Origin of the sequence: Paenibacillus sp. KS1 (assembly GCF_001680695.1) — a bacterium.
Lineage (GTDB): Bacteria > Bacillota > Bacilli > Paenibacillales > Paenibacillaceae > Paenibacillus_B > Paenibacillus_B suaedae.
This window is the reverse complement of record NZ_MAIS01000003.1, coordinates 19,424-44,015: the sequence shown is the minus strand read 5'-3', so window position 1 is coordinate 44,015 and position 24,592 is coordinate 19,424. Positions and strand designations below refer to the sequence as shown.

Annotated in this window: 21 protein-coding genes; 6 read left to right on the top strand and 15 right to left on the bottom strand. The window is 47.6% G+C overall.

Annotation, left to right across the window (positions count from 1 at the left end; genetic code table 11):
* The first annotated feature begins 181 nt into the window (after window positions 1–181).
* Window positions 182–1,246 carry a calcium/proton exchanger gene (gene cax / locus BBG47_RS01685; RefSeq protein ID WP_065290269.1) on the top strand — a complete coding sequence of 355 codons (1,065 nt, stop codon included), beginning with the start codon at window positions 182–184 and terminating at the stop codon, window positions 1,244–1,246.
* A 143-nt stretch (window positions 1,247–1,389) separates the two neighbouring features.
* Here the strand turns inward: cax and BBG47_RS01680 are convergent, their stop codons facing one another.
* The 5 genes from BBG47_RS01680 to BBG47_RS01660 all read right to left on the bottom strand — a co-directional run bounded on the left by BBG47_RS01680 (window position 1,390) and on the right by BBG47_RS01660 (window position 6,451).
* Window positions 1,390–1,680: an Fpa/YlaN family protein gene (locus BBG47_RS01680; RefSeq protein WP_065290268.1), complete on the bottom strand. Its 291-nt coding sequence runs from the start codon at window positions 1,678–1,680 to the stop codon at window positions 1,390–1,392.
* Window positions 1,681–1,981: 301 nt separating this feature from the next.
* Window positions 1,982–2,224 (bottom strand): HPr family phosphocarrier protein, encoded by a 243-nt coding sequence (locus BBG47_RS01675; RefSeq protein WP_021256678.1) that lies wholly within the window; start codon window positions 2,222–2,224, stop codon window positions 1,982–1,984.
* A gap of 111 nt (window positions 2,225–2,335) precedes the next feature.
* Window positions 2,336–3,451: an aminopeptidase gene (locus BBG47_RS01670; protein ID WP_065290267.1), complete on the bottom strand. Its 1,116-nt coding sequence runs from the start codon at window positions 3,449–3,451 to the stop codon at window positions 2,336–2,338.
* Window positions 3,452–3,551: 100 nt separating this feature from the next.
* The gene (locus BBG47_RS01665) at window positions 3,552–4,376 is read right to left on the bottom strand and encodes a hypothetical protein (protein ID WP_065290266.1); all 825 of its coding nucleotides are present in this window, start codon (window positions 4,374–4,376) and stop codon (window positions 3,552–3,554) included.
* 110 nt (window positions 4,377–4,486) lie between these two features.
* The gene (locus tag BBG47_RS01660) at window positions 4,487–6,451 is read right to left on the bottom strand and encodes a GGDEF domain-containing protein (protein ID WP_065290265.1); all 1,965 of its coding nucleotides are present in this window, start codon (window positions 6,449–6,451) and stop codon (window positions 4,487–4,489) included.
* 371 nt (window positions 6,452–6,822) lie between these two features.
* Here BBG47_RS01660 and rpsD point away from each other — a divergent pair, with 371 nt between their 5' ends.
* Window positions 6,823–7,422, top strand: a complete 600-nt coding sequence (gene rpsD, locus BBG47_RS01655) for a 30S ribosomal protein S4 (RefSeq protein WP_021256682.1) — start codon at window positions 6,823–6,825, stop codon at window positions 7,420–7,422.
* 171 nt (window positions 7,423–7,593) lie between these two features.
* Window positions 7,594–10,740: a penicillin-binding protein 1A gene (locus tag BBG47_RS01650; RefSeq protein ID WP_065290264.1), complete on the top strand. Its 3,147-nt coding sequence runs from the start codon at window positions 7,594–7,596 to the stop codon at window positions 10,738–10,740.
* A 105-nt stretch (window positions 10,741–10,845) separates the two neighbouring features.
* On the opposite strand, the gene BBG47_RS01645 is transcribed toward BBG47_RS01650, so the two are convergent.
* From BBG47_RS01645 to acsA, 6 genes are all read right to left on the bottom strand, one after another.
* On the bottom strand, window positions 10,846–11,685 hold the full coding sequence (locus BBG47_RS01645) for a PRD domain-containing protein (protein ID WP_065290263.1): 840 nt from the start codon (window positions 11,683–11,685) through the stop codon (window positions 10,846–10,848).
* Between the two features lie 59 nt (window positions 11,686–11,744).
* Window positions 11,745–13,184: a PTS transporter subunit EIIC gene (locus BBG47_RS01640; RefSeq protein WP_065290262.1), complete on the bottom strand. Its 1,440-nt coding sequence runs from the start codon at window positions 13,182–13,184 to the stop codon at window positions 11,745–11,747.
* Window positions 13,185–13,226: 42 nt separating this feature from the next.
* Window positions 13,227–14,081: a carbohydrate ABC transporter permease gene (locus BBG47_RS01635; RefSeq protein WP_065290333.1), complete on the bottom strand. Its 855-nt coding sequence runs from the start codon at window positions 14,079–14,081 to the stop codon at window positions 13,227–13,229.
* A 40-nt stretch (window positions 14,082–14,121) separates the two neighbouring features.
* Entirely contained in the window at window positions 14,122–15,069 is a 948-nt protein-coding gene (locus BBG47_RS01630; protein ID WP_065290332.1) for a carbohydrate ABC transporter permease, read from the bottom strand.
* 110 nt (window positions 15,070–15,179) lie between these two features.
* Window positions 15,180–16,577, bottom strand: coding sequence for an extracellular solute-binding protein (locus tag BBG47_RS01625; protein WP_083189027.1), 1,398 nt, complete (start codon window positions 16,575–16,577; stop codon window positions 15,180–15,182).
* A gap of 228 nt (window positions 16,578–16,805) precedes the next feature.
* Entirely contained in the window at window positions 16,806–18,530 is a 1,725-nt protein-coding gene (gene acsA, locus BBG47_RS01620) for an acetate--CoA ligase (RefSeq protein WP_065290261.1), read from the bottom strand.
* A gap of 252 nt (window positions 18,531–18,782) precedes the next feature.
* Between acsA and BBG47_RS01615 the strand changes: the two genes are divergently transcribed.
* The gene (locus BBG47_RS01615) at window positions 18,783–19,421 is read left to right on the top strand and encodes a GNAT family N-acetyltransferase (protein WP_065290260.1); all 639 of its coding nucleotides are present in this window, start codon (window positions 18,783–18,785) and stop codon (window positions 19,419–19,421) included.
* A gap of 24 nt (window positions 19,422–19,445) precedes the next feature.
* A complete protein-coding gene (locus tag BBG47_RS01610) occupies window positions 19,446–20,633 on the top strand; it encodes an acetoin utilization protein AcuC (protein ID WP_065290259.1) in 1,188 nt (395 codons plus the stop codon).
* An 82-nt stretch (window positions 20,634–20,715) separates the two neighbouring features.
* On the opposite strand, the gene BBG47_RS01605 is transcribed toward BBG47_RS01610, so the two are convergent.
* The 4 genes from BBG47_RS01605 to BBG47_RS01590 all read right to left on the bottom strand — a co-directional run bounded on the left by BBG47_RS01605 (window position 20,716) and on the right by BBG47_RS01590 (window position 23,575).
* A complete protein-coding gene (locus BBG47_RS01605; RefSeq protein ID WP_065290258.1) occupies window positions 20,716–21,435 on the bottom strand; it encodes a 5'-methylthioadenosine/adenosylhomocysteine nucleosidase in 720 nt (239 codons plus the stop codon).
* A 127-nt stretch (window positions 21,436–21,562) separates the two neighbouring features.
* Window positions 21,563–22,567, bottom strand: a complete 1,005-nt coding sequence (ccpA, locus tag BBG47_RS01600; protein WP_021256693.1) for a catabolite control protein A — start codon at window positions 22,565–22,567, stop codon at window positions 21,563–21,565.
* Window positions 22,568–22,690: 123 nt separating this feature from the next.
* Window positions 22,691–23,026, bottom strand: a complete 336-nt coding sequence (ytxJ, locus tag BBG47_RS01595) for a bacillithiol system redox-active protein YtxJ (protein ID WP_065290257.1) — start codon at window positions 23,024–23,026, stop codon at window positions 22,691–22,693.
* Window positions 23,027–23,113: 87 nt separating this feature from the next.
* Window positions 23,114–23,575: a hypothetical protein gene (locus BBG47_RS01590; RefSeq protein ID WP_065290256.1), complete on the bottom strand. Its 462-nt coding sequence runs from the start codon at window positions 23,573–23,575 to the stop codon at window positions 23,114–23,116.
* Between the two features lie 446 nt (window positions 23,576–24,021).
* Here BBG47_RS01590 and BBG47_RS01585 point away from each other — a divergent pair, with 446 nt between their 5' ends.
* Window positions 24,022–24,540 carry a type 1 glutamine amidotransferase domain-containing protein gene (locus tag BBG47_RS01585; RefSeq protein WP_065290255.1) on the top strand — a complete coding sequence of 173 codons (519 nt, stop codon included), beginning with the start codon at window positions 24,022–24,024 and terminating at the stop codon, window positions 24,538–24,540.
* Window positions 24,541–24,592: the final 52 nt, after the last annotated feature.

Sequence of the window (24,592 nt, the reverse complement as noted above, 5' to 3'; positions counted from 1 at the left end):
GTCTCCCCTATATTGTAGTCGATTTTTGAACATGAAAGCAAACAGTGAATTCAACTCGAATCAGATTCAATTCACAGCGACGATATGGATCAATTGGCATAGTTTACAAACGAAAATCAGTTCGCTATATTAAATATCAGATGTTTTGCCCCATACCTTATGAACGTTAGGAGTGATCGGTTTGCGCAACCGATTGTTTTTTGCGCTTTTGTGCACCACATTCGTCCTTAGCGGGGTAGGTCATTACCTTCACTGGAATATGACATTGCAATTCGTCATCTCCGCAGTCTCGATTATTTTCGTCGCCGGCTTTCTTGGACGGGCCACAGAGAGTGTATCCCACTACGCAGGCCAGCGGCTCGGTGGCTTCCTTAACGCGACCTTCGGCAATGCAGCTGAGCTCATCATCGCAATCTTCCTTGTTCGGGAAGGATTGTTCGACATGGTCAAGGCCAGCTTGACTGGTGCGATTATCGGCAACTTACTGCTTGTATTGGGGCTTAGCTTATTTGTAGGGGGCTTAAAATACAAGGTGCAGCGGTTCAACATCGAGCTTGCAGGCATGAACGGTTCTCTGATGCTGCTTGCTGTGATTGCCTTATTCGTGCCTGCCGCATTTTTCACCACTCATTCGATTAGTGCAGAAGGCACGAAGACGCTCAGTCTCATTGTTGCTGGCGTATTGATCGCTGCTTACTTGCTCTGGCTCGTGTTCTCTATGATTACCCATAAGGACCTGCTTGCCGATGAATCAGCGGTTGGCGAGGAACAGGCAGAAGAAGAGCCAGCTTGGTCAAAATCAAAGTCTATCGCATTCCTGCTCCTAGCTACGGTTATGGTCGCATTCGTGAGTGAATGGCTGGTTGGCACCCTTGATTCGTTCACCGCACAATTCGGCTTATCCGAACTGTTCGTGGGCGCATTCGTTATTGCAATCGTCGGTAACGCCGCAGAGCATAGCGCAGCTGTAATGATGGCGATGAAGAATAAGATCGGGGCTGCTGTCGAGATTGCAATTGGCAGCAGCTTGCAAATTGCTCTGTTCGTAGCACCGGTACTCGTGTTTGTCAGTGCACTCTTCGGGCAAACGATGGACATCGTATTTACAACCATTGAAATGGTGGCCATTGCGGTCTCTGTCTTTATCGCGAAGTCGATTTCTCAGGATGGACGTACAAATTGGTACGAAGGACTGCTGCTGCTCGCTGTGTATATTATTCTTGGCGTATCTTTTTACCTCGTATAGGCGTTCTGATTCATGATTCGTGTATGGAAACAGCTTACCGCTGTCCCTTTCCTTCGATTTGCCAACAAAAAACAAAAAGCTTGGGACTTGTCCCAAGCTTTCTTTGTATTCAGTCGTTTACGCACTGAGCAATTTCATTCATCTTATTTCTCTTCTTTGTTCAATGCTTCATACAGTACAGCAAGATTCCGCTCTAATCTGCTGACCAGCATACGTCCGACAGTCTCTTCTACCAATCCCGCTCTAACTGCAAAATCCACCTGTCTAGAAAAACCATACATTTGCGTATCTAGCACTTCCTCATAGAGAGGGCAGTAACGCGTCGCCAAGTTCTCCATTTGAACTTGAATGAGTTTCTCTATTTGATGCGCATCATCTTCAAGCAGAGCGAGCGCTTTATCATTGATCTGTTGTACCACATCCGACGAAGACATGCCTGATTTCCCCCCTATGACTCGAAGTCACGTTTGTTCTATTTCTAATATTAGACGATCATGACCTGTAACACAAGATGCACCGCGAACTTCTGTATGACAATGCGCACTTTTCCACCTGCAATTCCCTGTACCAAAGTGAAGCGACGCCTTGCATGGTCAGCATAATTGCCCTCTCATAGAGAAAAACTTGAGAGAGCAAAAAAGTAACAGCGTATCTCAATAATAAGCAGAAAGTGCTTGTCCAAAAGAAAGAAGAGCCGAGACAATACGTCCCGACCCCCCCAATTCTCGATCCGAATTATTCGGCTACAACAGTTACATTCAGACCATGCTTCTCGAATACTTCAGACATAGCTACTTTCGCTTCGTCTACATCCGGTCCATGAACATGCAGTTCATACGCTTGATTGCCAACGAGTGTCGTGAACAAACCAAGAATACTTTTTACGTCAATGTATTTGTTGTCGGCTTGTAACACAATCGAAGATCTGAATTTGTTCGCTGTTTGCGAGATTTCCACAATTGCCGTGTTATTAGACATTGAAATCCCTCCGTCTCAGTAAATCACATCTAATTTATACGCTTCCATCATACCGTGAATAAGAGGCTGGGCGCAAGGTGAAATCCATCAGATGAAGCAGGCAAATATAGACTACTTCAAATGTTCAGGGTTCAAGCATTCCAGCTCTGGAATAACAAAGCGGCCGTCTTTGCGAAGAAGCACATCGTCAAAGTACATTTCGCCGCCCCCGTACTCTGGACGCTGGATCAGAACCAGGTCCCAGTGGATGGATGAGCGATTGCCGTTATCAGCAGTATCGTAGGCTTGCCCCGGTGTGAAATGAATGCTGCCTGCAATCTTCTCATCGAACAGAATGTCCTTCATCGGGTGTAAAATATACGGATTGACGCCAATTGCAAATTCACCGATGTGGCGAGCCCCTTCATCCGAATCCAAGATTTCGTTCAAGCGATCTGTATCATTGCTTGTTGCCTCCACAATTTTACCGTTCTCAAAACGGAATTTCACATTCTCGAATGTGAACCCGTTATAGATGGACGGTGTGTTGTAGGACAAAGTGCCATTCACCGAATCACGCACTGGAGCCGTGTACACTTCTCCGTCTGGAATGTTCCGTTGTCCGGAGCATTTGACAGAACCAATGTTCTTGATGGAGAAGCTGAGATCTGTTCCTGGTCCGACCAAGCGCACCTTGTCTGTACGATCCATCAAGTTTTTCAAGGAATCCATCGCAGCATCCATCTTGGAGTAGTCCAAGTTGCAAACATTGAAGTAGAAGTCCTCAAATGCTTCTGTCGACGTGTTCGCCAGCTGAGCCATGGAGGCATTCGGATAGCGAAGCACAACCCATTTCGTACGTTTAACGCGTTCTTCCATATGTACTGGATGGGAATAGATTGATTCGTACAACGCCATCTTATCTTTTGGCACATCGGCCAATTCGTTTGCATTCTCACCAGCACGGATTCCAATGTACCCCTGCATATTCTGCATCCGAAGCAGATCATACTCTTTCCATGTCTCCATCTGCTCTTTGGTTGCATTCATGAGAAGCGAACGCAGTACAGAACGATCCGTCAGCTGTACAAATGGACGACCGCCGCGCTTCGCAATCTCATCCACTATACACTTAACCAATTCACGCTCAGATCCAATCATCTCTACAAGGATATTTTCCCCTGGCTGTACATCGACTGAGTATCCAACCAAGTTTTTCGCAAGCTGTTCTATTCTTGGGTCCTTCATCCTATGGTTCCTCCTCGATCGGTTAACATGAACTTACGATTATCATTGTATCACGATGATCATGCAGAGTCAGCGTGTTCCTGCACGGTACAGCAGACTTCTACTCATATATGAATTGAGACTGCGTGTGAACCAATTCTTCTCTCGGTTCCCCTTGCTCCTTATAGGATGACGTTATCCAACCTTCGACATAGGCAGGGAGTGAGTCTCGCTTATTCACCCACACGACATACTTCGCCTGCACCGCTGCATCCTCCAGTCTTGCATGGAGCTCCTTGCGGCCTTGGGCAGCAAGAGCTGCTAACTCCTTCTGAAGCTTTTGCTCATCAGCCTGCGACATACTGCCCTTCATTTGCTGCAGCTGCACGTTCGGTGTAATCAGCCGTTCGTAATCTTCAAGCAATTGTTTGGTATACATGCGCTTTGCCTGATCTGCACCGATTACGATTTGCAATGGAATCAGGTCTGCCCGCTGCTTCGCATCGATGCTCATTACACGCATTTGGTTGGGCAACCCAGCATGCGTCTGAACAACTGGATCAGAATCCGTCAGCAGCTTCACCCGCTTCGCCCCATCGATTCGAAGCTCTTCCAATTGTCGCAGAGGATTCCATCTGCCCTCGGTCGTTGTCTGCTCCGCTTGAGGACTGATTCGCATATGGGTGCCCTTATGCTGTTGAATTTCCCCCTCGTATCGCAGCTGCTTGGCTAGCAGTTTATCTTTGCCTGTTCGGATTTCGGCCATGCCCTGAAAGCGGAACTGATCCTTGCCTGCCATTCCATTGAGCGCTCTATCGAGCAATGCATCAGGAGGAGTATGGTCGGCAATCGAACATCCATGAGCAATAAGCGCAACAAGCAGCAAAGTTGCCGTCCATACGACACGGCGCCGCTTCTCCCGTAATGTTGATCGTGCTATGGTCATTAAGTCACCTCCACTGTAAATGAACGAAAAAAAGAGGTCGGAATTTGCATTCCTGCCTCTTTTAGCGTGTCACGTCTGTTTTGGAATTATGCGGCGCATCAAAATGATGCTTACTGCTCCTTCTTGCTCATTTGAATCTGATTGCGGCCGCCATGCTTCGCTTCATATAAGGCGACATCCGCACGGTAGAACAGGGATTCAACACTGATCTTCTCATCCTGCCAGTTCCAGTCCGCGATGCCGCATGAGACTGTTACCCGCGGGTCTGTCTCGTTCGCAACCCGGGCTCGTATGCGTTCAGCCACCCGTAGTGTTTGGGGCAGGGTCAACTGTGGCAAATAAATCGCAAGCTCTTCACCGCCCCAACGAGCTGCAATATCAGTCTCCCGAATTGAAGTACGAATAATCCGGCTGACTTGGTTCAAGATTTTATCGCCAATTTGATGGCCATACGAGTCGTTAATCTGTTTAAAGTAATCGATATCCGCTACGATCAATGAACCGCAAAAGTCGTCTTTTTGCAGCCGATCAATCTGCTTATCCAAATAATGCCGAGCATAGAGACCAGTCAGCTGATCTTTGTTGGCAAGATGCTTCACCCTAGCATGCAAGGTGGCGTTGGCAATCGCAAGGCCGATATGAGTGGCAAGCATTTGTAACAGTTTCAAATTCTCATACGTAAAGAACTGTGGCCGCTTGTCTGCCAGCACGACAATTCCAACCAGCTCACCTCCGCCAAATAACGGTGCAGCAATCACAGAGCGCAGTCCAAGCTTCTCGAAGAAGTGCATGGATGTAGGGCTCTGTTCCTTGCTGTCTGAGACGATAATTGGTTCGCGCAATGAGATCATATAGCCGAACAATCCCTCATCCGCTGGCATATGGGCGCCATCAAATTCTTCGAGGTTGCAGGATACAACCTCAAAGCGGTTCTTCTCAGCATTGAGCTGCAGCAGTACACAGAACTCAGCCCCGAATACTCGGAGCAATTCGTGCGTCGCATCCCGGAATACGTCCCGTAACCTCAAGCTCTGATTAATTCGTTTCGTCAAGTCATTAATGAAGCGAAGCTCTTGAATGACCTCATTGGCCTGTTCATGAAGGCGCGCATTTTCAAATGCCGTACCTGCTGTCTCGACCACGAGTTGAATGAGCTGTACGTCAGAAGGATCTGGTTCCTCGTATGGGAAGCAGACTTTCAGTACGCCGTACGAGCCCTGCTTGCCGCAAAGCGCAAAAGCAACTTCGGTGTGACCCTCTTGCGTCCGGCCGTAGCATAGCTCTCCCTTCATAAATGCCTGCATGACAATCGGATCGCCCCAAGACTTGAACACGAGTGTCTTCACCTTCGGGTTCACACTATGATGATCCTGTGATAGATACACTTCAATGCTCGATTCCGGCACAAGCCGCTCTACACTTTCCATTATTTGCGTAAGCACCGCATCAACATCAATTCGATCATGCATGTGACGCACCACATTATATAGAACATCTCTGCGTTTGTATTCTCGTTCAACAATGCGCTGAGTGTACATAAGTTCCTTAATAAATGTATATTCGAATGCAAGGTAGAACTGCGAGCGAAGCGCGTGTGTCCACGCCTCCAGCGCTGTCATGGCTCCACTCGACATAGCTGCCGACAACTTGTAAGCAACGGCTGCGAATACATTTTGCCCCTCGCGTGTCTGCAGCGGGCAGATAACCAACTGTCCATTGTCTATAGCTGCTGTTGTCTTGGTTCGTTCTTGCAAGCATTCATTCAACGCTATACTTATCCTGCTATCCGCATGCAGTGACTCATCCCCTGCCAACCATCCTCCAGCATAATCGTAAATCGCACTGCTTCCAATTATAGAAATCGCTTCATACGGCATATCCTTCAGCCATGCGCGATATGCGGATTGCAATTGCGAGGCAATATAAGGGAAATCATGCGTCGTCACGTCACGCTGAAGCAGCCATCCTTCTAATGCCAATTCTTCGTCGACAGGGGCAGGATCTTGGCAATCCTCTGTCTCTGTCTTTATGGGTTCAAATTCAGTTGTGTATTGTGGAAGTTGACGTTCCGTCATCCTCTTCTCCTTCATTTTCGAAAGGTTGTTCAATTTCTATCATACATGATTTTGCAATTAAAATGTACTATATCCCGAAAACCAATTCTATTTTTTTGGTCCATTTGAACCATGCCAAAAGATCTAACTAGAAATCAGATTGTAACTCAATTTGATTATATAGCTTGACAGGAGCGTACTCTATCTTATAATATTATGTGATGTATATGGGCGAAACTGTTGTGTCACCCTCACGATAATCATCACCAACTAGGCAGCGGCTGAAAACCTGAGTCGGAGCTGACCGAATTATCGGAAAGCATAGGATGATTTCGACGCAATGACACCCCACAATCTAACGATAATTTTGATTGAGAAGGAGTCAATATAACATGGCACGTTACACAGGTCCTAAATTTAAATTGAGCCGTCGTCTTGGAATTTCCTTGAGCGGTACAGGTAAAGAATTGAAGCGCGCGTATCCTCCAGGACAACATGGTCCAGGACAACGCAAAAAATTGAGCGGCTACGGCGTTCAATTGCAAGAAAAACAAAAATTGCGCCACATGTACGGTTTGGGCGAGAAGCAATTCCGCACACTGTTCAACCGCGCATCCAAATTGCCAGGTATCGCTGGTGAGAACTTCATGTTCTTGCTCGAAAGCCGCTTGGACAACTTGGTATACCGTCTTGGCTTTTCCAACTCCCGTGCAGGTGCTCGCCAATTGGTAGCACACGGTCACGTGACTGTAAACGGCAAGAAAGTAGACATCGCGTCTTACCTCGTATCTCCTGGTGATGTAATCGGCTTGCGCGAAAGAAGCCGTAACTTGAAAGTGATCAAGGAAGCTCTTGAAGGCCGTCATCACTTGGCAGGATACATGGAGTTCAACGAAGCTGCTATGGAAGGTAAATTCGTACGTTTGCCTGAGCGCGGCGAGTTGTCCCAAGACATCGATGAAAAGCAAATCGTCGAGTTCTACAGCCGATAAGATTCGCTCTATCGCATAGAAGCGACACCACAATCGCCTTCCCTAGCGGGAGGCGATTTTTTTATTTTTCCTGCTATATTATCATCAGGAAATGCGATAACGGACGCTCTTTTTCCTCTCACTTTTATGGTATAATGGAAAGCGCTGCAATTACTAAGGAGGAAATAATGCATGGTTGAGGAGAAAGTGACGGAAAGCGGCAAAAGACCAGCACGCAAGAGGTCGATTGGCCGCACGATATGGTCCGTTATGAAGTGGCTCATGCTGTTCGGCCTGCTATGCGGCTTATTTGCTGGTGGCGCTGGTCTCGGTTATGTAACGTCCTTAGTCAAGGACGAACCGGTTCGCCCACGAGAAATGATTCAGCAGAAGATTCAGGAGAATGCCATAACCGGATTCGCTTTTTTTAATGACGGCAATCCGATCGGACAGCTTCGAACCGAAGAGGATCGTCGTCCCGTCTCATTAAAAGATATCCCCCAATCCGTCATTGATGCCCTTGTTGCGATTGAAGACAATCGATTCTATGAGCATATGGGCGTTGATATTCGCGGACTGTCTCGGGCTGTTGTACAGAAAGTAATGAATCAATCTGTGCAGACAGGTGGCAGTACGCTTACTCAGCAATTGGCAAGACGTGTATTTTTGAATTTGGATCGTACCGACAGTCGTAAAGCGAAGGAAATACTGCTCTCCATGCGTATGGAGCGTGTATTGTCCAAAGATGAAATTATTGTTGCATACTTGAATAAGGTTCCTTTCGGCAACGGTTCAACAGGCTACAACTTATACGGAATTAAAGCAGCAGCAAAAGGTATTTTTAATATTGATAATCTGAGCAAGTTGAACATCGCCCAATCAGCGTATCTTGCAGGCCTTCCACAGCTTCCATCCGCTTACTCGGCCTTTACCGGTAAAGGTGAAGTCAATGAAAAAGGGATTGCACGCGCAATTGAACGGCAAAAGCTTGTTCTCAAGCGAATGCTTGAAGAAAATAAAATTACGATGCAGCAATATAATGAAGCGCTGGCGTTTGATATTCGCAAATCAATTGCCCAGCCTCGGGAGAAGGCATACGCTACATATCCATATCTGATGATGGAAACAGAACGTGCCGCAGCAGAAGTACTCGTACTTCAGCAGAATCCTGGACTTACGAAGGCAGACTTGCGCAAGCGCGAGAACAACGATATGCTGCAGTCGGCACGCGAGCAGCTGCTTCGCGGCGGTTATCTCGTGTATACCACCATTGATAAGAAAATATATGATGCAATGAAGCGAGTCTCTGCTAATCCTGATAACTTCTCCCCTGACAGCAAGACGAAGGGTGTTGAACAGGTAGCATCGCTGATGGTCGACCATAGAACAGGTGCCATTCTTGGCATGATCGAAGGTCGCGACTTCAAGATCGAGCAGATGAACTTCGCCACGCAGATGCTGAAGCAGCCTGGCTCGACAATGAAACCGCTCGCAGCTTACTTGCCGGCACTGGATCAAGGGTTAATTCAACCCGCATCCATATTGGACGATGCTCCAATTGTACTCAAGGATGGCTCCAAGGGTTACCATATTCCAGGCAACGCGAACGGACGCTATCAAGGTCTTGTTACTGCTCGGAGCGCATTAAGTCAATCGCTCAACTTGCCGGCGCTCAAGATCTATATTGAGAAGCTCGGTGTGAAGAAGGCGCTGGACTTCGTACAGAAGCTCGGCATCACGACCATTCAGCCTGAAGATTATTACGCGCAGACTGGAGTCATCGGCGGCTTGCGGTATGGAGTAACGGTTGAAGAAATTACGAACGCGTTCGGAGCAATTGCCAATCAGGGCGTATTCAACGATGCGTACTTAATTAGCAAGATTGTAGATTCCAATGGCAATATCGTGTATCAACACAAGGAAGATCCGCAAGCAGTTGTCTCGAAGCAAAGCGCATACCTGATGACTGATATGATGAAATCCGTCATTACGGATTCCAGAGGTACCGGGCGCCGCGTGAGAGGCGAATTTGATCTCTACGGGAAAGTTGAGGTTGCGGCCAAGACCGGATCAACCCAGAACTATGCGGATACGTGGTTCATCGGCTCGACACCAGATGTCACGATGGGTGTATGGGTCGGTTACGACAAGCCGATTCATGTACTGAACCGCGACGCTCGTTCACGCTCAACAGAGATCTGGTCGAAGGTGATGAATGAGGTGAACAAGGCCAAGCCTAATTTGCTCCACACGAAGGAGTTCACACGTCCTGACGGTATCGTGAGCATGACTGTGTCTGGTTATAGCGGCAAGCTTCCGAATGAGTTAACGAGACTCGGCGGCAAATTCGTCACGGATATTTTTAACCGTAAATATGTGCCGAAAACCGAGGAAGACGCGCTTGTTCACATGAAGTACATCACCTATGACGGCGTCAACTATATTCCACAGGACAGCACTCCTGCCGATATGATCGGTGAGAAAGTAGTGCTGAAACGCGAGAAGCCGATTCAAGTGCTCGTGGAGGAATTGAAGAAAGCGCTGGGGCATCTCTCATCCAGCAGCAATCGACGCTCTTTTTCGGATTACTTGCCAGAAGATGCTAACAACGACGCGCCTGCGAAGGTCGATCCGCGCAAGGATGACGGCAAGGCACCTTCTGCACCACGGAGCGTTCGAATCGCTGCCTTGAAGAGCGATGCCGTTCGCATCACCTTCTCGCGCAATCCAGAATCCGATGTTGTAGGATACCGTCTGTATCGATCAATGGGCGGCGGCGCTTACCAACAACAGAGCGGAACCGTTCTGACCGGAGAAGAGACGAGATTCACTGGCTATGTATCAGGCAACAAGCAGTACAACTTCTATGTAACAGCTGTCGACGTGGGCGGTCATGAATCGATCCCATCGGAGATTGTACAGTGGGGCTCTAATGGTTCAGGAGCTGGCACAGAGGTAACGCCTACGCCGGGTTCCAATGATCCAACAGAATCAGGGAGCAGCAATTCAGGTAGAGAGGAGAGCAGTCATGAAGTCGACAACGGCAGCCGACAGGAACCGCAACGGGCTGCTGCTCAAGTACCTGATGCACCAAATGGACTGAAGACGGCACTAACGGACATGGGCGTGCGTCTCTCTTGGAAAGCTGCGTCCAACAATCCAAGTGAATATTATATCTATTATAGTGCGAGCCAGAACGGCTCTTACGAACGCATCGGCTCGTCAACGTCAACGGACTTTGAGTTGATTACCTTGACACCAGGCGGATGGTATTACGTGACTGCTACAAATAGTGCAGGAGAATCTACTTCCTCTCCTGCCGTCCAGGTCAATAACTGAGCAATTTACACAGAAGGGGGTGTCCCAAAAGTCTAAAAAGACTTGGGACGCCCCCCTTTTTTTCATTCTGTATGTTCTTGTCATCGCTGCAAGTAAAATCACATTTCATATACTTACATTTTTCCGTTGAACAAGCCGTTCCAAATGCATTGTAAGAAATCCGATTTCTTCGGGTGGAACCGTCTTCTCCAGCCCTTCTGCAATCCAACCTGCTAATAACACAGCCTTCTCGTAGGCTTCTTCATACTCTTCACGAATCTGAACGAGAAGCGGATTATTTAGTGTCTTCCCTGCCCGTACCCGATCTATGAGTCCCTTCAGATGTCCGATGAACAGGACTGTAGAAAGTGATTCGTCAAAGTCTATCCCAATATTCTTTCCTTCCTCCAGTACCCTCGATATCATCTTCAATTCTGCAACTGACTTATTGCCCTTACCGCCCCTTCGTGCACCGTGGAAATGCATAGCCAAAAAGGCAACCTCATCTTGAGGCAAGTTCACTTTCAGCTGATCATTCAAATAGTCAATCGCTCGTTCTGCCACTCGGTATTCATCTCGATACAAGTGCTGAATTTCGAACATAAACGGGTTGCTGATGACAAGCCCGCGCTTGCAGCGTTCAATCGCTAAATTAATATGATCAACGAGTGCAGAGTGGATCGTCTCCGAGAAATCCCCTTCTAAATGCCCCTGAGCGAAAGCGATGACCTCTTCGACTACACCAATAATCTTGAAATCAACTGCATGCAGAATATGCTCGTAATGCTCCAGCACATCCGTTGTGTGCAGCAAAAATTCCTGTTTAATATCAGATGCATCTACCTCCATCCCAGGCTTTTTTTGAAAGCCTATCCCTTTGCCAAAGGCAATGGAGTTCTTCCCATTGGATAGTTTGGCCATTACCACATTATGCGACAGGACATGAACAACCTTTCGTTCAATCATCCGCTCTCCCCTTCCAAGAATCGAACTGCCCAGCTGATGGATAACTGAGAATGTGCCCGCTAACCGTTAATAAATGCCGATACACTTAATCTTCGCTCAATCTTCTCTCGCAGCAGCTCCGAATCCGTCCCCATCACAATATGAATGTGACCCTTGGCTACACGCATCATTCCATATGCACCAAGACACATAATTCCTACTTCATCTACCTTGGATTCATCTTCAAGCCACAGCCGTAGTCGAGTAATGCACGCATCAACAGAGCGAATATTTCCCATTCCTCCTACATAGCTAAGCAATCGTTCCAATAGAGCATCTGCATCATGTTGTGTTCTAGCAGTCGGGCTCGGGCTTATTGCCCCGCTCGCCCGTTCCTCCTCTCGTCCAGATGCGTGGACATGAAACATCCGGATCGCGATAGTCGCAGTCGCATAATACAATCCAAAATAGAGGATGCCAAGCAGCAGTAAGAGCAATGCATCCTTTACGCTTGTCCACGATATGAACATATCGATAAAGCCCGCTGAAAATCCAAATCCTGCTCGTATGCTCATGAGATCTGCAAGCATGAGCGCTAAACCAGTGTACAACGCATGTATCCCGTAGAGGACAGGCGCCGTCAGCATAAGCGTAAATTCAAGCGGTTCCGTAATTCCGGTCAGGAAGCTTGTAAGCGAAGCTGTTAGCATTATCGAAGCGATGCGCTTGCGTTCCTGCGCTTGAGATGAGCGGACGATTGCGAGTGCGTAAGCCGGCAATCCAAACATCATAACAGGGAAAAAACCTGCCATAAAGGTTCCCGCCGTAGGATCGCCAGCATGGAACCGCCACAAATCCCCTCGTACTATCGTCCCTGCATCTGTTACATATTCTCCAATTTGAAACCATGCAATATTGTTCAGTATATGATGCAATCCTGTAGGTATGAGCAATCGGTTCAACAAGCCATACAAGCCCGCTCCCCAGCCTTTCGCGGTCATGATACTGGTACCTGCATCACGAATAGCCTCTTGAATCGCGGGCCAAATAAGTCCGGCTCCAACTCCTACAATTACCATAACCAGTGAAGAGATGATTGGAATGAAGCGCTTGCCCCCGAAGAAGCCGAGTGCTGCCGGCAGCCGAATGCCATGATAGCGCTTATACAATATTGCCACAATTGCTCCGCACAGCATCCCGCCAAGCACTCCCGTATCGAGGGCAATTTCATTCTCGAAATGCTTCATGACATTGGTAAATACGAAGTATCCAACAGCAGCAGCCAAGGCGGCAACCCCTTGGCCTGAAGTTAATCCGATCGCTACCCCAACCGCAAAAAATAACGGCATATGATCAAAAATGGCGTTCCCGCCTAATTTACATACACTTGCTGCTGCGTCCACCCACGGAATACTGGATTTGATATCTCCAATCCGCACTAATATTGATGCTGCGGGAAGCACTGCAATGGGAATCATCAGCGATCGGCCAATTTGCTGCATATACGTCATCATTTTCATTTCGCAACACCGCTCCCCTTACCTAGCTGCTAGGATGCTGCATTATTTTATCGCTCCGGCCATCATGCCGCTTGTAATCTGCTTCTGGAAGATCATATATAAAATCAGCACAGGGATGATTGAGAGCAGCAATCCCGCGAATAACGGCCCCCATTCTGTCCGATACTGCATCTCTGCCTGCATGATTGCGATGCCGACAGGAATTGTATACTTCTCAGGATCGTTCACCAGCACTGTACCAATAATATATTCGTTCCAAATGTTCAATACGTTCATCATGCCGACAGAGATGAGTCCAGGCTTGGCAAGTGGAAGCATAATACGGAAGAAGACCCCATAGTGCGAGCTTCCATCGATGGAAGCCGCCTCATCCAATTCCTTAGGCATTGAACGAAAAAACCCGACGAGTACAAATACACCAAAAGGCAAATTAGTCACCGTATAAACAAGAATCAGTCCAAGGAGAGAATTATCTAGATGCAGATTGGAAAGTAGAAAAAACAGCGGTATCAATCCAAGAATAAGAGGAATCATCATACTGGACAAATATAGATTATACAGTGCCATGCTGCCGCGAAACGGAAATCTAGCGATAATATATGATGTCGTTGAAGAAAGCAGTAAAGCCAACACTGTGCTTACAACCGTAACAATTAACGAGTTCATGAAGTACGTTCCTAGGTGATAGTTGTTCCATACTGTTGTAAAATTAGCCCATTCAAACGGCCACTCCGGCAAGCTCCATGGCGCATTTAGCAGGAACTGCTGATTCGTCTTGAACGAGCCAAGGATGGACCACAGCAGCGGATAAATGACGAGTACCGTCCATATCCCTAGTAATGCATACATCAAAGCTCTAACCATCATATAAGAACGCTTACGAGGATATTGCTGCATGGATTCCATAGGCCGCCCTCTCCTTTTCCAGTCGAAATAGTTAAGCCATTTCAATTGCATCTCTGCGCAATAGCCGCTGAAGCGCCAACGTCGTAATGAGCGACAGAATTAGAATAAGTACGCCTATCGCAGAAGCATAGCCGAAATGGAATTGGCGGAATCCCATCTGATACAAGTACGAGCCCATGACCTGTGTCGCATTATCCGGGCCACCTTCGGTCATCATCCATACGATGACAAATGATCCATTTAACGTCGTCATCACAACCCATAAAATCGATACTTTAATTTGTTCCCACGTAAGCGGCATCGTAATGCGCCAGAACTGCTGCCATTCCTGAGCGCCATCGATGCTGGCCGCCTCATATAAATCCTTCGGAATGTTCAAGATTCCTGCGATAACTAGAATCATAACGAATCCTACACCCGCCCATATTGCAGGAGGAAGCAGCATCCACATCGCAAGATTTGAGTCTCCAAGCCATGGCGTCTGAACCTTATCTGCCGTGAACAATGACAAAAATGAATTCAAGAATCCGATGCTTGGGTTGTATATATAATTCCATAACACTCCAATGACAACGACAGACAGAATATTCGGGATAAAGAACACCGAGCGGAAAAACCCGCTCCCACGGATCCGAAAGCGAGTCATCAGCACCGCGAATAAGACCCCCAGCCCAACAATGCCAACTACTTTCCAGAATACGAAGAAATAGTCATTCAGAATAGCCTTCCCGATAATCGGATCATTCGCTAATTCGCGATAATTATCAATACCGATTAGGTTCTTCGTCTCCGATCCTCCCGACCAATCTGTGAAGCTGAAATATAGCCCGTGAAAAATCGGATATATCATAAATAAACAGAAAAATAACAACGTAGGTACGGTAAATACGAACATGAAGATCTGGCGCTTACACTTCCATGAAAGGCCGACCCGTCCGCTCACATCCCCCTTAACAGGAGTCTTTTGTGCAGGCACCATCTTGTTCAACCAGCCCCCTCCTTATCGCTCTCCATTCATCAATTTGTCAATGCGGATTAGGATGCATACGTCTGTTCACGCATGCATCCCTCTCTTAACCGCTGTACACTTTACTTCCTTGCCTTCGCAGCAGCCTTCTCCATACGCTCCATCCATTCATCTGGAGTAATGCTGCCCATCATAAGCGCGAGTGTGGAGTCTGATCGCACCTTATCCACATCCGCATTCAATTCAATGTAAGGGGCGACAATGGTATTGTCTGAGCTATAAAATTTCATAGCTGTCTTGGACAGCCCACTCGCATTGGATTTTTCCAAATCCGCTTTCAAGTTGCCCAGTGCGCCTGTCTCTTCCGCCCATGTAATGGCGGATTGCTTCGTGAACAAAAATTCAAGGAATGCTTTAGCGGCTGCTGGATTTTTCGCCTTCTTCGCTATGCCAACCGTAGCCGTAAATGGAATGGCTACAAATTTTCCGCCCGGCTTTTGAGTAATAGATGGAATGAAACCGAATTCAAAACCTTGCGGAACATCTTTCTTCATTTCATTTTCGAGCCAGAGTCCATTCGGGATAAACGCATTTTTATGTTGCAAGAATAGCATTTGCGAATCGATATGGTTAATTGGGGCTGAAGCAGGATCAATGAGACCTGCATCACGCATTTGCACCATTTGCTCCAATGCCTTCTTCACAGGCTCGCTCTTGAATACGCCTTCCTTCAAAGCGAACATGTCCAGCAGAATCGAAGTATCGTTGTTGTTGTTCACGACGAATGCGGAATCCATCACACCACTTTGGAAATAGTATGGATACTTGCCTGTAAATATAAATGGTGCGTTGACCTTGCCAGACTCCTTGATTTTCTTCGCTTCGCTCATAAAAGTGTCGAAATCCTTCGGTTCCGCCCAGCCATTGTCTGCAAAGAATTTCTTATCGTAGAAAATTCCCCAGGAACCGAAAACAAATGGAATCGTATACGTTTTGCCGCTGTAATCGATTGGCTTCAGCAGCAGCTCATCTGAAATTTTGTTGCCGTCTGCGTTCTTGGCCTCTTTAAAGTAATCAGTCAAATCCATCAGTTGATCATCTTGCACCATTTGGGTTGCATTTGAGCCCGCACCGTCAATGTAGACGAAGTCAGGAGGATTGCCTTGAATCCAGCGTGGCTTCATCTGATCATTGATTTTCGGGCCTGCTGACTCTTTCACATTTACATTTGGGTACTTCTTCTGAAACTCAGCGATAATCTTCTTCCAGCCCTGATCCCCATATCCGCCGACGAAATACTGAATTTCAAAATCACCGGACACCTCACCGCCAGATGAATCTGTCTTGCCAGCATCGCTGTTGTTGTTTTGTGCTTGCTCCGTTGTCTTTCCACTGCTGCCGTTATTCGATTCCCCATTCTTCTGACTGCCCGAGCTGCAACCTGCTGCCGTCATTAAGACAAGTGCACTAATGATAAGCAGCAGTAAGGACCTGCCCCACTTGTGATGCATTCCGTTCATGGATATACCCCTCTCCGTCAACATGGATTGAATTCGCGATAACGGTGCAACGACAAAAAAAGGCATACGTTAAGAAGGCAGTCACATAGCGACTGAACTTCCATAACGAATGCCCTTGCGGTAACATGTTATGTCCATTCTATTGTACTTGTCGTTTCGCGTTGCAGATTCGCTTCGCTATTGGGATAATATCCCACGATTATGGATTTGTCAACAAGATTTCAGGGATTAGTCCTCGATCGTTGATAAATCACCTGTTGGCAGGTTCAGTTCCCAAGCCTTAAGCACACGCCGCATGATCTTGCCTGAGCGTGTCTTCGGCAATTTATCCTTGAACTCAATCTCGCGAGGAGACGCATGTGCAGACAATCCTTCCTTAACGAACCGCGCTATATCCGCCTTCAATTCGTCTGACGGCGTATAGCCTTCCCGCAAAGAAATGAAAGCCTTTATAATCTCACCGCGCATTGGATCAGGCTTGCCGATAACACCTGCTTCAGCAACTGCCGGATGCTCTACCAGCTTGCTCTCTACCTCGAAAGGCCCAACGCGCTCACCTGAAGTATTAATGACATCGTCAATACGGCCTTGGAACCAGAAGTAGCCCTCATCATCCATATAGGCAGAATCACCTGACACATACCAACCAGTCAGACGGAAGTATTCCTCATACTTGGCAGGGTTGTTCCACACCTTGCGCATCATCGAAGGCCACGGCGTACGAATTGCCAAGTTCCCCATACGGAACGGAGGCAGCACGTTGCCTTGATCATCAATAATTGCGGCTTCTATACCTGGAACAGGGCGGCCCATGGAACCAGGCTTAATGGCCATTGCTGGGTAATTGCAAATCAGCTGCCCGCCTGTCTCTGTCATCCACCAAGTATCATGAATCCGATGATTGTATACTTTCATTCCCCAGCGAACAACTTCTGGATTAAGTGGTTCACCGACGGACAAGACGTGGCGCAAGCTCGATAAATTAAAGTTCGCAATCACGTCATCTCCAGCACCCATCAACATGCGGAATGCAGTCGGAGCGCTGTACCATACCGATACCTTATATTTCTCAATCGTCGCATACCAGTCTTGTGGACTGAAGCGTCCGCCGCGAATAACGTTCGTAGCCCCATGCAGCCATGGTGCGAAAATTCCATACGAAGTCCCCGTTACCCAGCCCGGATCTGCCGTACACCAATATACGTCGTCTTCTTTCAAATCTAGTACAACATTGCCAGTATGATAATGTTGCAACATAGCATTGTGAACATGGAATACACCCTTCGGCTTCCCTGTCGAACCAGATGTATAGTGAATAAGGAGTCCATCCTCGCGCTGCAGCCATTCGATTTCAGCTTCCTCGGAAGCTGTAGACATTTCTGCATGAAAATCCACTATACCTTCTTCTTGTTCTACGCCCTCGCCAACAAGAACGATATTCTTCAATGCTGGCAGCTCGGAGCGAGGAACACGATGAACGAGCGATGGCGTCGTCACGATCGCAACCGCCCCGCTGTCCTCCAGACGATCCCGAACCGCTGTCTCCATAAATGCTTCGAACAGCGGACCTACGACCGCACCGACCTTCAATGAGCCCAGCAAGCTGACGTACAATTCAGGCGTACGCGGCATGAAGATGAAGATACGATCTCCCTTCTGAATGCCAAGCTTGCGCAGCACGTTCGCGAACTGATTCGTCTTGCGGCTCAAGTCAGCAAACGTATACGACTCATCACGCGCAGCATCGCTATAATAGAGCGCTACCTTATCACCACGCCCGTTCGCAACATGCCGATCAATCGCTTCATAAGCCATATTCACTTTACCTGTCTCATACCATGAAAATTGCTTCTCTACGTCTTCCCATTTGAAATCGGCCGACCATTGTTCATAGTTACTCATGTTCGGATTGCTTGCTATAGCAGCAATAATTTCTCCCTGCACGTTACCCATATTGTTCCATCCTCCTATGTCTTTCTCATTCTTTATTCATGCTTCACTATTCACGCCTAAGCGCAATAAATCGCTTTCATGAAGAACTGTACTAAAGGACGATGATGCAGTTCGTGGTGTCAAGGGAAAAAATCATGAACTTTAAGGCAAAATCATTATAGCATACGTTTTCTTTTTCGCCTATTCTTTTCCTTTTCAAATCAACCTTTTTTTGCTATAACGGAATGGAAGAGACGAAAGGAGCTGCTCGGTGTGGAACATCCGAAGAGATACTACGCTCATGTTATTCCTCATACGGAACGAGAACGAGTTGTCGTCGTCGAAGGCCCCGTACGTTCCGATATTCTTCGCACCTTGACTATGCACACCGATCTGAAGGCATTCCGCAGGCCAGCAGAACAGCAACAAGCACTTATCGAAATCGCGGATTTGTCGGAAGGACGAATTATTATTGCTAGGGAAGGCTCTACCATCGTCGGATATGTCACCTTCCATTACCCCGATGAACTAGAGCGCTGGTCAGACGGAGGAATGGATGATCTCATTGAGCTTGGCGCCATCGAGGTAGCCAAGGATTATCGCTCGCTGGGCCTTGGCAGAAGCATGGTGTCGACGGCTTTTGAAGATGAACAGATGGAGCGCTATATTGTATTTACGACTGAATATTATTGGCATTGGGATTTAGACGGCACTCGGATGAACGTATGGGACTATCGTAAGATGATGGAGAAATTGATGGAATCCGTAGGCATGATCTGGTATGCAACGGATGATCCTGAAATTTGTTCCCACCCTGCCAACTGCCTTATGGTCCGCATCGGCAAGGACGTCCCGTTAGCGTCAGAAGAGCAATTCGATCGCGTCCGATTCCGCCAGCGGTTCATGTACTAGTATTGTAGGAGAGGGATGTTGGACATGTCAGGTAAGGCCCTATACTTCATGCATGAGGAAGCCCTCCGTTATCGATTTAATGCGGATCACCCATTCGATCAGCAGCGGCTTGCCATGACGCATGACCTGCTAGAGTACGCCGAAGCAATAGATGAAGGCGCTGTCATTCGCCTTCAGACGCAAGCCTCTGATACCGAACGCTGGCTGCCCCTCATTCATCGCGCTGACTATATCGACGCAGTGAAGCATCTCAGCGATCCAAATCCATCAACCGAATGGGTCGCCCGTGCTGCACAATACGGTCTGCATACCGAGGATACCCCTTACTTCACAGGGATGCATACAGCGGCATGTGCGATAGTTGCCGGCTCCATCGCTGCATGCGAGGCAGTCATGTCAGGAAAATCACAGCATGCCCTGCATTTAGGCGGCGGCCTTCATCATGCGTTCGGCGATAAGGGAGCGGGCTTCTGCGTCTATAATGATGCAGCTGTTGCGATTGCATGGCTGCAGCAAACGTACCAAGCACGTGTCCTCTATGTGGATACCGATGTCCATCACGGGGATGGCGTTCAATGGTGCTTCTATACGAACCCGGATGTGTTCACTTATTCCATCCACGAGACAGGGAAGTTTCTGTTCCCTGGCACCGGATTCGTTCATGAACGTGGCGGTGGCGAAGGGTTCGGCGCGTGTGTCAATGTTCCGCTGGAGCCGTATACGGAGGATGAATCTTGGCTGGAATGCTTCACTGAAACCGTGCAAAGTGCGGCAGCGGCATTCAAGCCAGACATTATTATCAGCCAGCATGGCTGTGATGCTCATGCACTCGATCCATTATCTCATATGCACTGCAGTACCCGTATCTACAGTGAAATGCCGCGTATCATTCATCGGCTTGCTCATCAATACTGCGATGGCAAGTGGGTTGCCGTTGGCGGCGGCGGCTATGACATCTGGCGTGTCGTACCGCGGGCTTGGAGCATGCTATGGCTGGAGATGAGTGAGCATCCACTGGCTCATTCGTTACAGAACCACCCCCAGCAGCCATTGCCCCAGCAGTGGTTAGCGAAGTGGTCGATGCAATCGCCTGTGCCTCTCCCGCATACCTGGCACGATGATGCCACAGAGTGGGCGCCAATGCCGAGGCGCAGCATTATCGAAGATCGTAATGCACGTGCCAAAGAGCTCGCACTTGAATATATCCGATAGAACGAGCAGCGGCGCAGGCAGGTCCGATGTATGGGACTGCTTGCGCCGCTCTATTTATCTGTTGGAGGCTATGATTTCGCAATTAGACCGTGAGTCCTTGCAGCATGCTGTCTACAATTTGATGGGAACGATGCGACGCTTCCACCGTGAATTCAGCAAAGTTCACATGAGCAGAGCCGTCTGCCTTATCCGACATTGAGCGGATAACGACGAACGGAATCTGATTAATAAAGCATGCTTGCGCTACAGCAGCCCCCTCCATCTCTGTGCAAGCCGATCCGGCAAACGTCTCATGCAGTTGACGCACTTTGTCCCGATCTGCAACAAATTGATCGCCTGATAGCACGACACCTTTGCGATAACGGCCTGGAACAAGCTGTTCACACGCGCGTTCTGCCAGTTCAATAAGACCCGTATCCGCCATAAACTGCGAAGTCTCTTGAAATGGAATGATCCCTGGAGCAAAGCCTAACGCTGTGACATCCATATCGTGATGCATGCACGATGTCGAGATGACAATATCACCAATGTTCAGCTCTGGATGAACCGCACCTGCTACACCCGTGAATATCACCTTCGATACATGGAAGCGGTCAATGAGCACCTGCGTGGTGACAGCAGCATTCACCTTGCCGACTCCAGACTTGCAGATCACGATATGCTTGCCGTGAAGTGAGCCTTTGTAATAACGCAATCCCGCTACATCTACTTGCTCTACAGGCTGAGCTGCCTGAAGCAGCAATTCGATTTCCTCATCCATCGCCCCAATTATACCAATAACCGCTTCATGCGCATTTGTCATCGAGACCTACCTCCTGTATGTATATCATCTTCATAATCATACAAAAGGCCCCAATACATGGGGCCTTGCGTATATACCAACATGGTATCTTTATTGATTCACATGCACCATGCACCAACCGATAACCCTATACTTCACTTACAGACAAACGAAGTATTGTCTCATGCGGCAAAATAACACGTGAATGTTCTACATTTTCCTTCTTCATCAGCTTCGTCAGCAAGCGCATCGCAACCGCACCAATGTCATACATTGGCTGAGCTACTGTTGTCAATTGCGGACGAACCATAGACGCCATACGGATATTATCAACACTGATGACAGAGAAGTCATCTGGCACCTTCAAGCCAGCATCTTGAATGCAGTGGATTGCACCGATAGCCATCTCATCCGTTGCGGCAAAGATTGCCGTCGGACGCTTCTTCAAGCCGAGGAAGTACTTCATCGCCTCTACGCCGGACTCATAGCGGTAGTTGCCGATTCGAACCAAGTCCTCCTTGTATTCGATGCCCGCGCCTTCCAATGCACGCTTATATCCTTGGAAACGAGCAAACCCGTTCGCAGGATCTTGAAGCGTACCGCTGATCATCGCAATATCGCGATGTCCATGGCGAATAAGCGTATTTACGGCATCAAATGCTGCTGCCTCGTGATCGATATCAACCGATGGGATAATGCCATGCTCATCTGTAGTTGCACAGAGAACAATCGGCACCGAAGCGGTACGGAATGCTTGAACATGATCCTCCGTAACAACTCCGCCCATGAACAACAGTCCGTCCACCTGCTTCTCCAGCAGTGTATTAATAACCCGAATTTCTTTCTCCTTCTTCTTGTCCGCATTGCACAGGATGATATTGTAATGATACATATTGGCAATATCTTCAATACCGCGCGCTACTTCGGCAAAGATAGAATTCGAAATATCAGGAATGACAACCCCAACGGTTGTCGTCTTCTTACTCGCAAGTCCGCGTGCAACTGCATTCGGGCGATAACCTAAACGTTCAATCGCTTCGTATACCTTCTTACGCGTTTGCGGCTTCACGTTCGGGTTGTTATTGACAACCCGGGAAACGGTGGCCATCGAGACGCCCGCTTCTCTTGCTACATCATAAATAGTTACCGTCACGATCCTTCTCTCCAATTAACGATAAATTTGTTGCGACCATTGATATTATGTTAATGATACGCTATTTTCAGAAAATTCGCAATGTCACGAGCAAATCAGCTACCATTTGTCATTATTTACCGTTTATAGCCCAAGGACGCTCTCCAGCTTGTCGTATCGTATCGCATGATGCGATTCATTCCATGCTGGCTCCCCATCCCGCAATACGATGACCTGAGGGGATTCGTGCTGAATGCCGAGCATATCCGCACACGCGAGCGAGACATCACGATTTTCCACAACCAGTATTCGGCCTATAGCAATCCCTTGCGGCTCGAAATCCTCAGCTACCTTCACCATCTCTTCATCCGCATGTGCGCTAATTGGACAGCGTGTGCTGTGCTTGAATAGAATAACTGTCTGCTCCTTCGACCGTTCAATTAGTGATTCCAATGCTTCCATCGTCGTAACTGCTTCCATCGTAGTGCCTCCTATGCTTCAATATATATTGCTGTCATGTATGAGAAGATCATTCATATTCAAAGCAATGATCTATGAAAATGCGCTTTAACTTATTTTAACCCGATATGACTCAAAACTAAAACCGGAAATCTGTTTTAATCTACATTGCAGCTCATCCATCCATAACGTGTCATTGCATGTTCGAGCAAATAAATACAAATCAAGCAATTGATTGACACGCTCTGCAATGCGGCATTCCAATCGAGACAGCATATCATCGCTTTCTTCTTCATCCAGCAAGGATACGATGACACTGGCCAGCTCATTCTGCTCATCAAAGGACACATGCAGAGGAGCTTCCCCAAGTGCAAGTGGATTCTCAGCAATCATATTCATGCGGCTGTGTATGAGAGCGGCTACATCTTTTTTGACAAAAGTAAGCAGTTCCGAACGCCCACAACTCACACAAGTCACCACCGGAACGCGGTGGATATGAATTGTACGCGCATGTACAACGGTACGAACGGTAATATCCATGTAATGATCACAAATGCATCTTGTATACATATCATTCACCCCTGAACATACAAGGTAGTCTTACTATATCTCTAGATGAACCTTATGGCTTCTTGCTGAAAATTTGTGCAGATTTCTGTATTTCGATTTTGGGTTATCCTAATATTCGACTACGCTCCACAATCTCCTTCCATGCGTGGATATGTATTTTTTTACACTTTTAACAGCGGGCAGATTGTCGTTTTTCTTTTTTTCAATGAGGAATATCACGTTGCCAAGACAAATCAACATGCCCATGTATGCTTTTTGCAGGCAATATGGTTAAATAATAGATGGACAACACGCGATATCCTGTTGTCTATGATCGTAGGTCATAATGGAAAAAGAGACAATGGACATTGTATGGGAAAAATCCCAATTCTCTGAGAGAACTGCAAGAAATAGGAGAGGCTCCGTGAGAAGCTCTGCTATAACCATACGAAGGAGGGACAACATTCATGCGTTTAAGTGGCAAGCGAATTGTTGCATTTGTAGATGAAGAATTTGAAGATTTAGAATTGTGGTATCCGGTACACCGTGTGCGCGAAGAAGGCGCTGAAGTGCATCTGGTAGGGCTAGAGCGCGGCAAGACCTATATCGGCAAATATGGTGTTCCTGCAACATCAGACTATACTTATGCAGAAATTGATACAACTCAATATGATGGCGTACTCGTCCCTGGCGGATGGGCACCGGATAAGATCCGTCGTTACGCTGACGCCCTTCGCATAGTGAAGGAAATGGATGCAGCCGGCAAACCTGTCGGACAAATCTGTCACGCTGGCTGGGTGCTTATCTCTGCAAAAATCTTGAACGGTCGCACAGTGACATCAACACCGGGAATTCGCGACGATATGGAAAATGCAGGCGCCACATGGCTTGACGAAGAAGTTGTCGTAGACGGCAACCTCGTATCTGCACGAAGACCGCCTGACTTGCCTGCCTACGGCAAAGCTTTCTGCGACAAGCTTGCATAGAAATAAATGGATATCCCGCTTCATGCGAAAAAGGCATGCCTTAGTTTCGGTA

What these genes read in the sequence shown, in the direction of transcription:
- BBG47_RS01625 (WP_083189027.1), bottom strand. Translation starts at nt 16,577, where the DNA reads ATGAACGGAATGCATCACAAGTGGGGCAGGTCCTTACTGCTGCTTATC.
- BBG47_RS01670 (WP_065290267.1), bottom strand. Translation starts at nt 3,451, where the DNA reads ATGAAGGACCCAAGAATAGAACAGCTTGCGAAAAACTTGGTTGGATAC.
- BBG47_RS01675 (WP_021256678.1), bottom strand. Translation starts at nt 2,224, where the DNA reads ATGTCTAATAACACGGCAATTGTGGAAATCTCGCAAACAGCGAACAAA.
- BBG47_RS01635 (WP_065290333.1), bottom strand. Translation starts at nt 14,081, where the DNA reads ATGCAGCAATATCCTCGTAAGCGTTCTTATATGATGGTTAGAGCTTTG.
- BBG47_RS01660 (WP_065290265.1), bottom strand. Translation starts at nt 6,451, where the DNA reads ATGACGGAACGTCAACTTCCACAATACACAACTGAATTTGAACCCATA.
- BBG47_RS01640 (WP_065290262.1), bottom strand. Translation starts at nt 13,184, where the DNA reads ATGAAAATGATGACGTATATGCAGCAAATTGGCCGATCGCTGATGATT.
- BBG47_RS01590 (WP_065290256.1), bottom strand. Translation starts at nt 23,575, where the DNA reads ATGTATACAAGATGCATTTGTGATCATTACATGGATATTACCGTTCGT.
- ytxJ (WP_065290257.1), bottom strand. Translation starts at nt 23,026, where the DNA reads ATGGAAGCAGTTACGACGATGGAAGCATTGGAATCACTAATTGAACGG.
- BBG47_RS01645 (WP_065290263.1), bottom strand. Translation starts at nt 11,685, where the DNA reads ATGATTGAACGAAAGGTTGTTCATGTCCTGTCGCATAATGTGGTAATG.
- BBG47_RS01605 (WP_065290258.1), bottom strand. Translation starts at nt 21,435, where the DNA reads ATGACAAATGCGCATGAAGCGGTTATTGGTATAATTGGGGCGATGGAT.
- BBG47_RS01610 (WP_065290259.1), top strand. Translation starts at nt 19,446, where the DNA reads ATGTCAGGTAAGGCCCTATACTTCATGCATGAGGAAGCCCTCCGTTAT.
- BBG47_RS01680 (WP_065290268.1), bottom strand. Translation starts at nt 1,680, where the DNA reads ATGTCTTCGTCGGATGTGGTACAACAGATCAATGATAAAGCGCTCGCT.
- BBG47_RS01665 (WP_065290266.1), bottom strand. Translation starts at nt 4,376, where the DNA reads ATGACCATAGCACGATCAACATTACGGGAGAAGCGGCGCCGTGTCGTA.
- BBG47_RS01585 (WP_065290255.1), top strand. Translation starts at nt 24,022, where the DNA reads ATGCGTTTAAGTGGCAAGCGAATTGTTGCATTTGTAGATGAAGAATTT.
- BBG47_RS01650 (WP_065290264.1), top strand. Translation starts at nt 7,594, where the DNA reads ATGGTTGAGGAGAAAGTGACGGAAAGCGGCAAAAGACCAGCACGCAAG.
- acsA (WP_065290261.1), bottom strand. Translation starts at nt 18,530, where the DNA reads ATGGGTAACGTGCAGGGAGAAATTATTGCTGCTATAGCAAGCAATCCG.
- BBG47_RS01630 (WP_065290332.1), bottom strand. Translation starts at nt 15,069, where the DNA reads ATGGTGCCTGCACAAAAGACTCCTGTTAAGGGGGATGTGAGCGGACGG.
- rpsD (WP_021256682.1), top strand. Translation starts at nt 6,823, where the DNA reads ATGGCACGTTACACAGGTCCTAAATTTAAATTGAGCCGTCGTCTTGGA.